Origin of the sequence: Pseudomonas sp. 02C 26 (assembly GCF_002843585.1) — a bacterium.
GTDB classification, from domain to species: Bacteria; Pseudomonadota; Gammaproteobacteria; order Pseudomonadales; family Pseudomonadaceae; genus Aquipseudomonas; species Aquipseudomonas shirazensis.
In genome coordinates this window covers 4,526,066-4,540,730 of record NZ_CP025262.1, presented here as the reverse complement: position 1 = coordinate 4,540,730, position 14,665 = coordinate 4,526,066, and the positions used below count along the sequence as shown (strand labels likewise).

General features: G+C 64.5%; 12 protein-coding genes. 10 read left to right on the top strand and 2 right to left on the bottom strand.

What is annotated here, in order from left to right:
- Positions 1-62: 62 nt before the first annotated feature.
- Entirely contained in the window at positions 63-977 is a 915-nt protein-coding gene (locus tag CXQ80_RS20640) for a histone deacetylase (protein ID WP_101322226.1), read from the bottom strand.
- A 126-nt stretch (positions 978-1,103) separates the two neighbouring features.
- Here CXQ80_RS20640 and CXQ80_RS20635 point away from each other — a divergent pair, with 126 nt between their 5' ends.
- The 4 genes from CXQ80_RS20635 (at position 1,104) to CXQ80_RS20620 (ending at position 4,277) form a co-directional block, all read left to right on the top strand.
- Positions 1,104-1,673: a GNAT family N-acetyltransferase gene (locus CXQ80_RS20635; protein ID WP_101322225.1), complete on the top strand. Its 570-nt coding sequence runs from the start codon at positions 1,104-1,106 to the stop codon at positions 1,671-1,673.
- A gap of 96 nt (positions 1,674-1,769) precedes the next feature.
- Positions 1,770-2,639 carry an acyl-CoA thioesterase II gene (gene tesB, locus CXQ80_RS20630; protein ID WP_101322224.1) on the top strand — a complete coding sequence of 290 codons (870 nt, stop codon included), beginning with the start codon at positions 1,770-1,772 and terminating at the stop codon, positions 2,637-2,639.
- Positions 2,636-3,226 (top strand): HAD family hydrolase, encoded by a 591-nt coding sequence (locus CXQ80_RS20625; protein ID WP_101322223.1) that lies wholly within the window; start codon positions 2,636-2,638, stop codon positions 3,224-3,226. The genes tesB and CXQ80_RS20625 overlap by 4 nt, the downstream gene beginning before the upstream one ends.
- A 40-nt stretch (positions 3,227-3,266) precedes the next feature.
- Entirely contained in the window at positions 3,267-4,277 is a 1,011-nt protein-coding gene (locus CXQ80_RS20620) for an NAD(P)-dependent alcohol dehydrogenase (protein WP_101322222.1), read from the top strand.
- 144 nt (positions 4,278-4,421) lie between these two features.
- Here the strand turns inward: CXQ80_RS20620 and CXQ80_RS20615 are convergent, their stop codons facing one another.
- The gene (locus tag CXQ80_RS20615) at positions 4,422-5,135 is read right to left on the bottom strand and encodes a FadR/GntR family transcriptional regulator (RefSeq protein WP_101322221.1); all 714 of its coding nucleotides are present in this window, start codon (positions 5,133-5,135) and stop codon (positions 4,422-4,424) included.
- Positions 5,136-5,461: 326 nt separating this feature from the next.
- On the opposite strand from CXQ80_RS20615, the gene CXQ80_RS20610 reads away from it, so the two are divergent.
- The 6 genes from CXQ80_RS20610 to CXQ80_RS20585 all read left to right on the top strand — a co-directional run bounded on the left by CXQ80_RS20610 (position 5,462) and on the right by CXQ80_RS20585 (position 14,648).
- Positions 5,462-6,811, top strand: coding sequence for an MFS transporter (locus CXQ80_RS20610; RefSeq protein ID WP_101322220.1), 1,350 nt, complete (start codon positions 5,462-5,464; stop codon positions 6,809-6,811).
- A gap of 24 nt (positions 6,812-6,835) precedes the next feature.
- A complete protein-coding gene (gudD, locus tag CXQ80_RS20605; protein WP_101323115.1) occupies positions 6,836-8,203 on the top strand; it encodes a glucarate dehydratase in 1,368 nt (455 codons plus the stop codon).
- Between the two features lie 508 nt (positions 8,204-8,711).
- Positions 8,712-10,109 carry a GABA permease gene (gene gabP / locus CXQ80_RS20600; RefSeq protein WP_101322219.1) on the top strand — a complete coding sequence of 466 codons (1,398 nt, stop codon included), beginning with the start codon at positions 8,712-8,714 and terminating at the stop codon, positions 10,107-10,109.
- A gap of 353 nt (positions 10,110-10,462) precedes the next feature.
- A complete protein-coding gene (locus CXQ80_RS20595) occupies positions 10,463-11,245 on the top strand; it encodes an efflux RND transporter periplasmic adaptor subunit (RefSeq protein WP_101322218.1) in 783 nt (260 codons plus the stop codon).
- Entirely contained in the window at positions 11,242-12,555 is a 1,314-nt protein-coding gene (locus CXQ80_RS20590; RefSeq protein ID WP_101322217.1) for an efflux RND transporter periplasmic adaptor subunit, read from the top strand. The genes CXQ80_RS20595 and CXQ80_RS20590 overlap by 4 nt, the downstream gene beginning before the upstream one ends.
- Positions 12,552-14,648, top strand: coding sequence for a biotin/lipoyl-binding protein (locus CXQ80_RS20585; protein WP_178080797.1), 2,097 nt, complete (start codon positions 12,552-12,554; stop codon positions 14,646-14,648). Before CXQ80_RS20590 ends, CXQ80_RS20585 begins: the two co-directional genes overlap by 4 nt.
- The last annotated feature ends 17 nt before the right edge of the window (positions 14,649-14,665 follow it).

The following is a 14,665-nucleotide window of genomic DNA, read 5'->3' as shown; positions in this document are numbered from 1 at the left end:
AGGCCATATAGCTAGAGGCCTGCAGCGGGTTGCCAGCAGGTTATCCACAGGCGGTTCCACAGTCATTGTGAACAACTGATGACACGCGCTGCAGTGTGATGAAGGATGCCATGGCGCTTGGCCAAGGCCAGGCGGTCCTTGCTGTAGCCGCCACCAATCACCCCGACCACCGGGATATCCCGCCCCAGGCAATGCCGCAGGACCTTTTCATCGCGTGCCGCCAGGCCTTCGTCGGTCAGTTGCAGGTAACCCAGCGCGTCGTCCTTGTGCACATCCACTCCGGCGTCGTACAGCACCAGATCGGGCTGGTACAGCGGCAGCAAATAGTTGAGCGCGTCATCCACCACCTGTAAGTACTCGGCGTCGCCCATGCCCCGCGGCAGCGGGATGTCCCAATCGCTCTGCGCCTTGCGCGCGGGGAAGTTCTGCTCGCAGTGCAGCGACACGGTGATCGCCTCTGGCGTGTCTTGCAGCATGCGTGCGGTGCCGTCGCCTTGATGCACGTCGCAGTCGAAGATCAGCACCCGGTGCACGCGCCCGGCCTCCAGCAGATAACGGCTGATCACCGCCAGGTCATTGAAGATGCAAAAGCCTGCCGGGTGGTCGTAGTGGGCATGATGAGTACCGCCGGCGAGGTGGCAGGCGACGCCGTCGCGCAGGGCCATCTCGGCGCTCAACAGCGAGCCACCGACCGCCCGCACGGTGCGCCGGGCGAGCGCTTCGCTCCAGGGTAGGCCAAGCCGGCGCTGGTCCTCGCGGGACAACTCGCCGCTCATGTAGCGCTCGATATAGCTGCGGTCGTGGGCCAGCGCGAGGATGTCGTTGGGGCAGATACCGGGGCGCAGCAAATCTTCGTCGCGGGTCAGGCCGCTGTCGATCAGGTGGTCGCGCAGCAGGCGAAACTTGTCCATCGGGAAGCGGTGCTCGGCGGGAAACTCCGGGCTGTAGTCGTCGTGGTAGATCAGCGGCAACGGCATGATGGGATCGCACTAGAGATGTGTGTGGATAGTGCCAGCTCCGGTGGCCGTTGGGCTATTGCCGGGCGCCGCCGCGTTGCTGGGCCTACCCTGTAAGATGCGATACGACCTTTTCGGAGCTGGCTGATGACGCTGATCCCCAAACTTGAGAGCGCCCGCCTGATCTTGCGCCAGTGGCACGACGAAGACCTCGCCGAGTTTGCCGCGATGTCTGCCGACCCGCAGGTAATGCGTTACTTCCCGGCGCCGTTGAGCCGGGTCGAGGCCGCTGCGCTGATCGGCCGGGTGCGCGGTCACTTCAATGAATACGGCTACGGCCTGTGGGCGCTGGAGCGCAAGGACACCGGCGCGTTCATCGGCATGACCGGCCTGCTCAACGTCAACTTCGACGCGCCGTTCGCCCCGGCGGTGGAAATCGGCTGGCGCCTGGCCCGCCGGCACTGGGGCCTGGGTTTTGCCAGCGAAGCGGCCTGGACCTGCCTGCGCTGCGCCTTCGCCCAGCTGCGTCTGGAGCAGGTGGTGTCGTTCACCAGCGAGAGCAACCTGGCGTCGCAGAAGGTCATGCAGGCCATCGGCATGCAGCAGGACCTCGACGGCAGCTTCGACCACCCCAAGCTTGCCGCCGATGACCCGCTGCGCCGGCATGTGCTGTACCGCATCGATCGCGCCCACTGGCAGGACACCCTGCACGGCTGAATGGCGCTGCATGCGTAGCGCTGATGACAAATTCTGTATCATCTTGTCTTTCAAAAATGCTGTAGCGCCGTGCTGCCTAGCTAGGAGAACACCCCCATGAGCCACGTGTTGGACGACCTGGTCGACCTGTTGAGCCTTGAAGCGATCGAGGAAAACCTGTTCCGTGGCCGCAGCCAGGACCTGGGCTTTCGCCAGTTGTACGGCGGCCAGGTGCTCGGCCAGGCGCTGTCGGCTGCCAGCCAGACAGTCGAAGACGCCCGCCATGTGCATTCGCTGCATGGCTATTTCTTGCGCCCGGGCGATGCCAGCCTGCCGGTGGTTTATTCGGTTGATCGCGTGCGTGACGGTGGCAGCTTCAGCACCCGTCGGGTGACTGCGATCCAGAAAGGCCACACCATCTTTACCTGCAGCGCCTCGTTCCAGTACGACGAAGAAAGCTTCGAGCACCAGGCGCAGATGCCCGATGTGGTCGGCCCGGAAAACCTCCCCAGCGAAGTCGAACTGGCCAGCGCCATGGCCGAGCAACTGCCCGAGCGCATCCGCGACAAGGTGCTGTGTGATCGGCCGATCGAAGTGCGCCCGGTAACCGAGCGCGACCCGTTCAACCCCAAGCCCGGCGACCCGGTCAAATACGCCTGGTTCCGTACCAGCGGCAGCCTGCCGGACGTGCCCGCGCTGCACAAATACCTGCTCGCCTACGCCTCCGACTTTGGCCTGCTGACCACCGCGCTGCTGCCCCATGCCAAGTCGGTGTGGCAGAAGGACATGCAGATTGCCAGCCTCGACCACTCGCTGTGGTTCCACCGTGACCTGCGCGCCGATGACTGGCTGCTGTATGCCACCGACAGCCCGTGGGCCGGCAACGCCCGTGGCTTCTGCCGCGGCAGCATCTACAACCGCGCCGGGCAACTGGTTGCCTCGTCGGCCCAGGAAGGCCTGATTCGCCATCGCAAGGACTGGTCATGAGCCTCTCGACAGTACGCAACTGGGTGTTCGACATGGACGGCACGCTGACCGTGGCGGTGCATGATTTTGCCGCCATCCGGGTAGCGCTGGGCATTCCGCCCGAGGACGATATTCTTACCCATCTGGCCGCCTTGCCTGCTGCCGAGGCCGAAGCCAAGCACGCCTGGTTGCTCGAACACGAGCGTGACCTGGCCGTGGCGTCGACTGCCGCAACGGGCGCGGTCGAGCTGGTGCGCGAGCTGGCCGGGCGTGGTTGCCAGTTGGCGATCCTCACCCGTAATGCCCGCGAGCTGGCCCACGTCACCCTCGAGGCCATCGGCCTGGCCGATTGCTTTGCCAAGGAGCTGGTGCTCGGCCGCGATGAAGCCGCGCCCAAGCCAAGCCCCGACGGCCTGCTGAAAATCGCCCAGGCCTGGGACGTCGACCCCAGCGAGCTGGTGATGGTCGGCGACTACCGCATCGACCTGGAATGTGGCCGCACCGCGGGCGCACGCACGGTACTGGTCAACCTGCCGGACAACCCCTGGCCAGAGCTGACCGACTGGCACGCCGCCGACTGCCGCCAGCTGCAGGCGATGCTCGGCTAAGCTGCACAGCCCCCCAACCACTCACAGAGGAACAGCTGCCATGACCAGCAAGGCCATCTACGTTCAGCCCGGCGGCGGTTACGCCAACGTCCAGATCGGCACCTGCGAGGCTGCCGCGCCGCAGGCCGGCGAGATCAGCGTGCGCCTGCACGCCAGCTCGCTCAACTACCATGACTTTGCCGTGGTCAGCGGCATGTGGGGGCCGAGCGAGCGGCGCATTCCGATGGCCGATGGCGCTGGGCAAGTGACGGCGGTGGGCGCGGGCGTCACCGAGTTCAAGGTCGGCGATGCGGTGGTCAGCACGTTCTTCCCCGACTGGCTCGACGGCCAGCCGCTGGTCGAGGGTTTTGCCAGCGTGCCTGGCGATGGTATCGATGGCTATGCGCGCCAGCAGGTTACTGCGCGCGCGACCTCGTTCACCCATGCGCCCAGTGGCTACAGCCATGCCGAGGCCGCTACCCTGACCACGGCAGGGCTGACTGCCTGGCGTGCACTGATGGCCGATGATCAGCTCAAACCCGGCGATAGCGTGCTGGTGCAGGGCACAGGTGGTGTGTCGATCTTTGCTCTGCAGTTCGCCAAGCTGGCCGGCGCTACGGTGATCGCCACCTCATCCAGCGATGCCAAGCTGGAGCGGCTCAAGGCGCTGGGCGCCGATCATGTCATCAACTACCGCAGCACCCCAGCCTGGGGCGAGCAGGTGCGCAAGCTGACTGACAATCGCGGCGTCGATCATGTGATCGAAGTCGGCGGCCCGGCCACCCTTGAGCAGTCGATGATCGCGGCGCGGATTGGCGGGCATATCTCGCTGATCGGGATTCTTACCGGCGTCGCCGGGCAGTTGCCATTGGTGCAGGCGCTGGTGCGGCAGATTCGTCTGCAAGGCGTGCTGGTCGGCAGCCGCGCGCAGCAGCAGGCGATGGTTCGCGCTATCGACGCCAATGGCTTGCGGCCGGTGGTTGATAAGCACTTCGAGCTGGAACAGATCGTCGAGGCGTTTCAGCATCAGGAAAGCAATCGCCACTTCGGCAAGATCTGCCTGACGTTTTGAGGACGTTGGGGGCTGCTTTGCAGCCCTTTCGCGACACAAGGCCGCTCCTACAGACGACCGCGTACCAACGACTTACGCGGTCACCTGTAGGAGCGGCCTTGTGTCGCGAAAGGGGCGCGAAGCGCCCCCGGCGTCCCCGACTCTTCACTCGGGCAGCAAGCGGTCGCGGCTGTTGGACAGGTGCAGGCAGATCGCTGCCCGCGCCGCATCCGGGTCCTGCCGGCGGATGGCATTGAGGATCGCCTCATGTTCCAGGTTGGCCAGGTAGGCATGCCGGGCCAGCTTGGCGCCCGAGCGCTCATCGGCGGCCATGCGGTTGCGCGGGATCAAGCCGCTGCCCAGTTGCGCCATGGTCTCGCTGAAATACAGGTTGCCGGTGGCCTCGGCGATCAGCAGGTGAAAGCGCCGGTCGGGTTCGATGCAACTGTCGCCGGCGGCGGCGAGGTCCTGATGGTCATCCAGTGCCTGGCGCATGCGCTGCAACTGGCTGTCAGTTCGGCGCAGCGCGGCCAACGCCGCAGCCTGGCCTTCCAGACCAATCCGTAATTCCAGCAGATCACGCACGCTGGCTGCGCTTTCGGCGCCGACGCGCAGGCCGCTTTGTGCCTGGCGTTCGATAACGAAAGTGCCAATGCCATGGCGCGGCTCGACCAGGCCGGAAGCCTGCAACTTGGATAACGCCTCGCGCACCACGGTGCGGCTGACGGCGTGCTCGCGTACCAGGGTGTTTTCCGAGGGCAGCTTGTCGCCGGGCTTGAAGGTGCCGAGCAGAATCTGCTGGGTCAGGCTCGAGACCAGATCATGGGCGCGGCTGTGGCCACGTTTACGCGGGGGATCGATGGCTTCGGGGGCGGTCATGGGCGGCTCCGCAACGGTTCAGACAAGTGCCAGGGGCTCGCGGCGAGATTAGCACCAGAGCTTGTCTGACAAGTTGAAATTTCAAATTATTTTCATCGGCAAAAATCAGACAGGTGCTGTCGTTGTTTAAACCCTATTCATTATTTTTGCCGATTTTATTCACTTTATAAGCTTGTATTTCGCTTTTTGCTAACCGTTCAGCATCTTGTCGTACAACTGCGTGAGGCCTATTCTGGCCTCCATTGGCATGTCAGACAACCAAGCGCGCTGCCCGCCGCCGTGACCGCCATCGACCCGCACAAAAACAATTAGTGGGAGATTCTGCAGTGAACGACACCCTCGCTCCGTCCGCACGGCGTGACGACGTGTTGACCAGCGCCGTGGCCAAAGTCAAACGCCACGTCCTGCCGCTGTTCGTCATCATGTTCATCGTCAATTACCTGGACCGCGTCAATATCGGCTTCGTCCGCCCGCACCTGGAGAGCGACCTCGGCATCAGCGCCGCCGCCTACGGCTTTGGCGCCGGGCTGTTCTTTATCGGCTACGCCTTGTTCGAGGTGCCGTCGAACATGCTCCTGCAGCGCGTCGGCGCCCGTGTGTGGCTGACCCGCATCATGTTCACCTGGGGCCTGGTGGCAACCGCCATGGCCTTCGTCCAGACCGAAACCCAGTTCTATGTGCTGCGCTTTTTGCTTGGCGTGGCCGAGGCGGGGTTCTTCCCGGGGGTGATCTATTACTTCACCCGCTGGTTGCCTGCGGCTGAGCGTGGCAAGGCGATTGCGATATTCCTCAGTGGTTCGGCAGTCGCCTCGCTGATCTCCGGGCCGTTGGCCGGCATGCTCATGCAGATTCAGGGCTTCGGCATGCATGGCTGGCAATGGATGCTGTTCATCGAAGGCATGGCCTCGGTGTGCCTGACCTTTGTGGTGTGGTTCTGGCTCGACTCCAAACCCCACGACGCCAAGTGGCTGAGCCGTGCCGAGCAGGACGCGCTGGTCGAGACCATCGACCGCGAGCAGCGTGAGCGCGAGGCGAGCGGGGTGGTCAAGACCTCGGCCTGGCGCCTGCTCAAGGACCGGCAGATTCTGCTGTTTTGCGGCATCTACTTCTGCATCCAGCTGACCATTTACGCCGCGACCTTCTGGCTGCCGAGCATCATCAAGCGTATGGGTGATCTGTCCGACATCCAGGTCGGCTTCTTCAACTCGATCCCGTGGCTGATCTCGATCATCGCCATGTATGCCTTTGCCGCCGGTTCTGCCCGCTGGAAGTTCCAGCAAGCGTGGGTCGCCGCGGCGCTGATCATCGCCGCCATCGGCATGTTCATGTCCACCACCGGTGGCCCGGTGTTCGCCTTTGTCGCGGTGTGCTTTGCCGCCATCGGCTTCAAGTCGGCTTCGGCGCTGTTCTGGCCGATCCCGCAGGGCTACCTGGATGCGCGCATCGCCGCGGCGGTGATCGCCTTGATCAACTCGGTCGGCAACCTCGGCGGCTTTGTCGCGCCAACCACCTTCGGCTTGCTCGAGCAGCACACCGGCTCGATCCAGGGCGGCCTGTATGGCCTGGCGGTGACCTCGGTACTGGCGGCGATCGTGGTGTTCTTCGTGCGCACCGGCCCCAAGGCCAACACGCCCAATGACCTCAAACCGCAGTCGGCCCTGAGCCAGACCCACTGACCCGGCAGGACAACAATAATGACTATGCATAACCCAGCAGACACCTTGAACGCCACCCAGGCTCACAATGGCACCCCCGTGGTCACCGATTTGCGCGTGGTGCCGGTAGCCGGCCACGACAGCATGCTGCTCAACCTCAGCGGCGCCCATGGCCCGTACTTCACGCGCAATATCGTCGTGCTGCGCGACAGCGCCGGCAACACCGGCGTGGGCGAAGTACCTGGTGGCGAGACCATCCGCCAGACCCTCGAAGACGCCCGCAGCCTGGTAGTCGGCCAGCCCATCGGCCATTACCAGCGCGTGCTCAACGCCATGCGCCAGACCTTTGCCGGGCGCGACGTCGGCGGCCGCGGCCTGCAAACCTTCGACCTGCGCATTACCGTACACGCGGTGACGGCCATCGAGTCAGCGCTGCTCGACCTGCTCGGCCAGCACCTCGGCGTGCCCATCGCCGCCTTGCTCGGTGAAGGCCAGCAGCGCGATGCGGTGAAGATGCTCGGCTACCTGTTCTACATCGGCGACCGCCAGCAGACCGATCTGGCCTACCGTAACGAACACGATGCCGATGACGACTGGCTGCGCGTGCGCCACGAAAAAGCCATGACCCCAGAAGCGATCGTACGCCTGGCCGAGGCCGCCAAGGCCCGTTACGGCTTCAGCGACTTCAAGCTCAAGGGCGGGGTATTGCGCGGCGAGGACGAGATCGAAGCGGTTACCGCCCTGGCCGAACGCTTCCCGCAAGCGCGCATCACCCTCGACCCCAACGGCGCCTGGTCACTCAAGGAAGCGATTGCCCTGTGCCGTGACCAGCACCATGTGCTGGCCTACGCCGAAGACCCTTGCGGTGCCGAAAACGGTTACTCCGGGCGTGAGGTGATGGCCGAGTTCCGCCGCGCCACCGGGCTGCCGACCGCGACCAACATGATCGCCACCGACTGGCGGCAGATGGGCCATGCGATCCAGCTGCAGTCGGTGGATATCCCGCTGGCCGATCCGCACTTCTGGACCATGCAAGGCTCGGTGCGCGTCGCGCAGATGTGCCATGACTGGGGCCTGACCTGGGGTTCGCATTCGAACAACCACTTTGATATTTCCCTGGCAATGTTCACTCAGGTCGCGGCCGCGGCGCCGGGGGAAATCACGGCAATTGATACTCACTGGATCTGGCAGGACGGCCAGCGTTTGACCCGTGAGCCGCTGCGGATTATCGATGGCCATGTGCGCGTGCCGGCGCGACCGGGGTTGGGGGTGGAGCTGGATGAAGATCAGTTGGCCAAGGCGCATGAGTGCTATCGCAACATGGGTTTGGGTGCGCGGGATGATGGGGTGGCAATGCAGTACCTGATTCCGGGCTGGAAGTTTGATAACAAGCGGCCTTGCCTGGTGCGCTAGAAGACCGTGTAGCATTCCAGCGACGCGGTCTGTGTAGGAGCGGCCTTGTGTCGCGAAAGGCCTGCGTAGCGGGCCCAGATCTGAGCTTCGCCGCCGATATCGCCGGGCCCGCTTTGCGGGCCTTTCCGACCGGTCCGGCGCCCCGGCAAGGCCGCTCCTACACAGACCCCGCATCATCGGTAATCCACGGCTGTACCCGACAGAAAACCCTGTCCGTTGCTACCCCTCCAGCGCGCCATGGCGCAATCAGATATGCCATTCACGACATTTGCCGCGATTCGATATCCGCTGTCGTGATCGCGCACCTGCAAGGCGGTCTCGCATAATTTCCAGCCGCTCTGGCCCGGTTAAATGGATGTGCATTCGAGCTGGCGCGCTGCTCTGCAAAGCGTGTAAAACGTCCCGCCAAGAGCACAAGAAATGTGCCTACCCCCTTGTATTCGAAGGAGATTATTTTCGCCTACGCCTGCCCGTCCTTCCTTGTGTCAGCAAAAAGAGAACAAGATCAATGAACACCGTGGGATCTGCTGGAAGTAACCTCGCGCAAGGGTTCAAACCCCGTCACGTCACGATGCTGTCCATCGCCGGCATTATCGGAGCGGGGCTCTTCGTCGGCTCCGGGCATGCCATTGCGGCAGCCGGCCCAGCCACCATCATTTCTTATTTCGTTGCCGGTACCCTGGTGGTGCTGGTGATGCGCATGCTCGGCGAAATGGCCGTCGCGCACCCCGACACCGGTTCGTTTTCAACCTACGCCGACCAGGCCATCGGCCGCTGGGCCGGCTACACCATCGGCTGGCTGTACTGGTGGTTCTGGGTCCTGGTGATCCCCATCGAGGCCCTTGCCGCCGGGCATGTGCTCAACGCCTGGTTCCCACAGGTGGACAGTTGGATCTTTGCCCTGGCCTCGATCATTCTGCTGGCCGGCACCAACCTGTTCAGCGTGGCCAAGTACGGCGAGTTCGAGTTCTGGTTTGCCATTCTCAAGGTCGTGGCCATCCTCGGTTTTATCGGGCTGGGCTTTGCTGCGTTGCTGGGCTGGTTGCCCAACCGCGAAGTCAGCGGCCTCAGCACGTTGGTAGACGAGTACGGCGGCTTCGCACCAAAAGGCTGGTCGGCCGTGATCGGCGCGTTCATCACCGTGATGTTCAGCTTTATCGGCACCGAGGCCGTAACCATCGCCGCCTCCGAGTCCAGCGACCCGTCGCGCAACATCGCCAAGGCCACCCGCTCGGTGATCTGGCGGATCAGCACCTTCTATATCCTGTCGATCTTCGTGATCATCTCGATCGTGCCGTGGAATGACCCGCAACTGGCGGTGGTAGGCTCGTACCAGCGCGCCCTGGAAATCATGAACATCCCCAACGCTGCGTTCATGGTCGACTTCGTGGTGCTGGTCGCCGTGGCCAGCTGCATGAACTCGTCGATCTACATCGCCTCACGGATGATGTATTCGCTGGCCAAACGCGGTGACGCCCCGGCTCTGCTGAAAAACACCTCGAAGGTCGGCGTGCCGCGTGCCGCTGTGTTCGGCAGCACCTTGATCGGCGCGGCGATCGCCATCCTCAATTACTTCGCTCCGGCCGGTGTGTTCGAGTTCTTGCTGGCCAGCTCCGGGGCCATCGCGCTACTGGTGTACATGGTCATCGCCATCTCGCAGTTGCGCATGCGCCGCCGCCTGGAGCGGGAGAACACCGAGCTCAAGTTCCGCATGTGGCTGTTCCCGTACCTGACCTGGCTGGTGATCATCTTCATCGCCGCGGCCTTGAGCGTGATGATGTACACCCCCGAGCACCGCGCTGAAGTGTCGGCAACCCTGGGCCTGGCAATTGCCATCTCGTTCCTTGGCATCATCACTACCCGCGGCCACGCCCGCACCGCCGCAGCCAAGGCGCTGCCCCTGTAGGAGCGGCTTTGCCGGAGCGCCGGACCGGTCGGAAAGGCCAGCGCAGCTGGCCCGGCGATGTTGGCGGCGAAGCGGAAAATTTGGGGCCGCTACGCGACCCTTTCGCGACACAAGGCCGCTCCTACAGGGATCCGTGCATGGCATTGCTGTGCGCGGTCTGGAGCGGCTTTGTCAGTGCCCTCAGCTTGCACCCAGAACTCATGCGGCGATTGCCCCCGGACCTGACCTGGCTGTTGATCATCTTCATCGCAGTTGCCCTGATAACAGGCGTAAAGAGTCGATGGCCGTGATGTATCCGTGCCATCACTTTTTTCGTACACTCCGCGCACTGAGTTCGCAATGGAGTGCGCAACATGCGTCGTGCTGCTGGATTGGCCGTGGTTATGGGTATGTTGTATCTGGTGCCGGCGCTGGCCAGCGAACCTGCAAAAGATCCGCTGCTGGACGCGCCCCAGGCCACTGCGCAAGCGGCACCGGCCAGCGCCCGCGGCGTGCTCAGGGCGCGCGACCAGGCGGTGCTGTCGAGCGAACTGGCCGGGCGCATCGTCGAGATGCCCTACGCTGACGGCGAAGCCTTTCAAAAGGGCAGTGTGCTAGCGCGCTTCGATTGCAGCGCCTACCAGGCCCAGCTCAATGCCGCCCAGGCTGCGGTGCGCGCCGCCCGCGAAGAACTCAATCACAACAAGCAACTGGCCGCGCTGAAGTCGGTCGGCCAGTTTGCCGTGTCGTTGGCCGAAGCCAAGCAAGCGCAGGCGCAGGCCGAGGCGCAGGTCTACCAGGTGCAGGTCAAACGCTGCGTGATCACCGCGCCGTTCGATGGCCGGGTAGTGCAGCGCCGCGCCCAGCCGCACGAAAGCGTCGCCAGCGGCACGCCGCTACTGGAAGTGGTCGACAACCGCTCGCTGGAAATTCAGTTGCTGGTGCCGTCGCGCTGGCTCGGCCGGCTCAAGCCTGGACAAGCCTTTGAGTTCGTCCCCGATGAAACCGGCCAGCCGCTGCAGGCTCAGGTCAAGCGGGTTGGCGCGCGCATCGATGAAGGCAGCCAGACCTTGCTGCTGATCGGCACATTGCCGCAACAGGCCCCCGGGTTGCTGGCGGGCATGAGCGGTTCGGCGCACTTCGCGGAGCTGCAATGACCGCGGCGGCGGGCGGCGCTGTCGAGCGCGCGTTCGCTGTATTTCTCGGCTTGCAGCGCCAGGCCCGGCAGGCGGCCACGGCCGAGCAGCTGGGCTTCACCATGGTCAACGATGGCCAGGCCTTGTTTGGTTTTCGCCATGCCGCGCTGTTGATCGCGGGCAAGGTGCAGGCGCTGACCGGCATCAGCGTGGTCGAGGCCAACGCGCCGTTCGTGGCGTTCGTCGAGCGCGCCGCCGCCAGCTTGCACAGCCGTGGCGCCGAGGCCGGGCCGGTTGATCCGGCTGAGCTGGACGAGCAGACGGTCGGTGAGTGGCAGGCGCTGTCAGCCGCCCACGCCTGCTGGTTACCGCTGAACGATCGCCAGGGGGAAACCTTCGGTGGCCTGTGGCTGGCCCGCGAGCAGCCGTTCAGCGAGGCCGAGCTGACCTTGCTCGGGCAATTGGCCGAGACATACGCGCATGCCTGGTTGGCGTTGCGCCCGGGCAAGCCGTGGCGGCTGCGCTGGCCACGGCGGCGCATTGCCATGGTGCTTGGCGCAGCTTTGCTGGTGCTACTGGTACCGGTGCGCCAGGCCGTGCTGGCCCCCGCTGAAGTGGTGCCGTTGGGCGGCCGTGTGGTGGCCGCGCCGCTGGATGGGGTGGTGGCCGAGATCCTGGTCAAACCCAACCAGCGGGTGGAGGCGGGCGAGCTGTTGGCGCGGCTCGACGCTACCACCCTCAAGGCCCAGGCCGATGTCGCCGAGCGCTCGCTGGACGTGGCCGAGGCTGAGCTCAAGGCCAGCACCCAGCGTGCGTTCTCCGATGCGCAGTCCAATGCCCGCCTCGATCTGCTCGCCGCGCGGGTAGAGCAGAAACGCGCCGAGCTCGACTATGCCCGGCAACTGCTGGCGCGCAGCGAGATTCGCGCCGAACGCGCCGGCATCGCGGTATTTGCCGATGCCGAGCGCTGGACTGGCAAGCCGGTGCAAACCGGTGAACGGCTGATGCAGATTGCCGACCCCAATCAGGCGCAGCTTCGTATGGAGCTGCCGGTGGGCGATGCCATCGCGTTGCAGCCCGGCGCTGAAGTGGCGCTGTTTCTCGACAGTGACCCGTTGCAGCGTCACGTCGCCAGCCTGGAACGTGCGGCCTATGAAGCGCAGTTGACCGCCGCCGGACAACTGGCCTATCGGCTGGATGCCAGTTTTGCCGACAGCCCGCCGCGCATTGGCCTGCGCGGCACGGCCAAGCTTTATGGCGCGCGGGCGCCGCTGGTGTATTACCTGCTGCGTAAACCGCTGGCCGCGCTGCGCCAAGGGCTGGGTGTTTGATGCTGCCGGCGCTGCGTGCAGACCTGCAGCTGTCAGCGGCCGCCCCGGCGTTCGATGGCGCGCCGCAATGGACCCTGGCCGACCCGCTGCGCGGACGTTATTTCAAGTTGGGCAGCCCGGCGGTGCGGTTGCTGCGGCACTGGGCGCTGGGTGATCCGCAGCGGGTGTTGGCAGCGGCCAATGCCGAGCCAGGGATCCCCCTGCAGGAAGGTTTGTTGGAAGAGCTGCTGACATTTCTTGGCCAGCACGACCTGATCGCCGCACTCGACCCGCGCCAGCGCGCCAGCTATGGCCTCAAGGCCGCCGGTAGCCGGCAGAGCCTGGGTACCCGGGTGCTGCACCAGTACCTGTTTTTCCGCATCCCGCTGTGGCGTCCGGATGCTTTCCTCAGTCGTGCCTGGCCAGTGCTTGAGCGTAATGGTGGCTGGATCCTGCGCTATTGCCTGCCGCTGCTGTTCATCCTCGGCCTGTTTCTGGTGATGCGTGACTGGTCGCGATTTATCGCGACCTTTCCGCACCTGTTCAGCTTCGGCGGGGTGTTGGCGTTTGGCGTGGCGTTGACGTTCGCCAAGCTGCTGCATGAATTTGGCCATGCGTTCATGGCCAAGCGCGCGGGCTGTCGAGTGCAGAGCATGGGGCTGGCGTTCATGGTGTTGCTGCCGATGTTCTACACCGATGTCAGCGATGCCTGGCGGGTCAGTGACCGTCGCTCGCGCTTGCTGATCGATGCCGGTGGCGTGTTTGCCGAACTGGTGCTGGCAGTGTTGGCCCTGCTGGCCTGGTCGTTGCTGCCGGACGGACCGGCGCGCACGGCGGCATTCATGCTGGCCACTGCAACCTGGGTGACCACTTTGCTGATCAACCTGAACCCATTCATGCGCTTTGATGGATATTTTCTGGTCAGCGACCTGTGGGGCGTGGAGAACCTGCAGAACCGCTCGTTTGCATTGTGCCGCTGGCAGCTGCGCGAGACGCTGTTCGGCTACGGCGACCCTGCGCCGGAGCCGTGGCCGACGTTGATGCGCCGACGTTTGCTGGTGTGGGGCTACTGCTCGTGGGTCTGGCGCGCAGTGCTGTTTTTTGGTATCGCCCTGGCGGTCTATCACCTGTTCTTCAAGGTGCTGGGGATATTTCTGATGGCGGTAGAGCTGGTCTGGTTCATCGGCCTGCCGGTGTACAAAGAACTGCGCCACTGGTGGCAGCGGCGCGCTCAGGCGACCCCGCACAAGTTGTTCTGGTTAGGCGCCGGTTCGCTGGCCGTGCTGGCGGTGTTGTTGCTGCCGTGGCGCACCGCAGTCGAAGTGCCGGCAGTGCTGGAAGCCTCACGAACTTCGGCATTGCACGCGCCGGTCGCCGCCCGCCTGACCGCGCTGCATGTGCAGGATGGCCAGGTAGTCAGCCAAGGCCAGTTGCTGCTGGAACTGGAGTCGCCCGATCTGGATTCACGGCAGGTGATCGTACGCCGGGAAATCGAGATTCTGCAGTTGCTGTCACGGCGTCAGGCCAGCCGCAGCGAAACCGCAGGTGATGCGGGCATTCTGGAGCAGCAACTGGCCGAGGCGGTCGCCGAGTACCGCGGCCTGGCGGCTCAGCGCGAGCGCCTGCAGATCCGCGCGCCGCAAGCGGGGGTAATGCGCGACCTGCCGCCTGAGTTGACGCCCGGGCTGTGGCTCAGCCCGAGCCAGACCCTCGGCCGAATCGTCGAGCCTGGCGTGCGCTTGCGGGGTTATCTGGCCGAAGCCTCGCTGTGGCGGGTCGCGCCTGGCAGCACCGGGCGCTTCATTGCCGATGATCCGGCGCGGGCGGCTATCGAGGTGCGTCTGGACACAATCGACGCCACCGGCGTTAGCTATGTCGAGCTTGAAGCGCTCACCTCCGATCATCACGGCCCGATTGCCGTACGCCGCGACGCTCAGCACCGCGCCGAGCCGGTCCAGGCCCAATATGGCGTGCGCCTGAGCCCGCTGAGTGACATAGCGGAAGTCGACCAGCCACGGCGCGGCGTGGTGGTGCTGGAGGGTGCTGGCGAGTCGTTGCTCGGTGGTCTGTGGCGACGCCTGGCAGCGCTGGGTGTGCGCGAAAGCGGTTTCTAGAGTTGTGCTCAACGGTA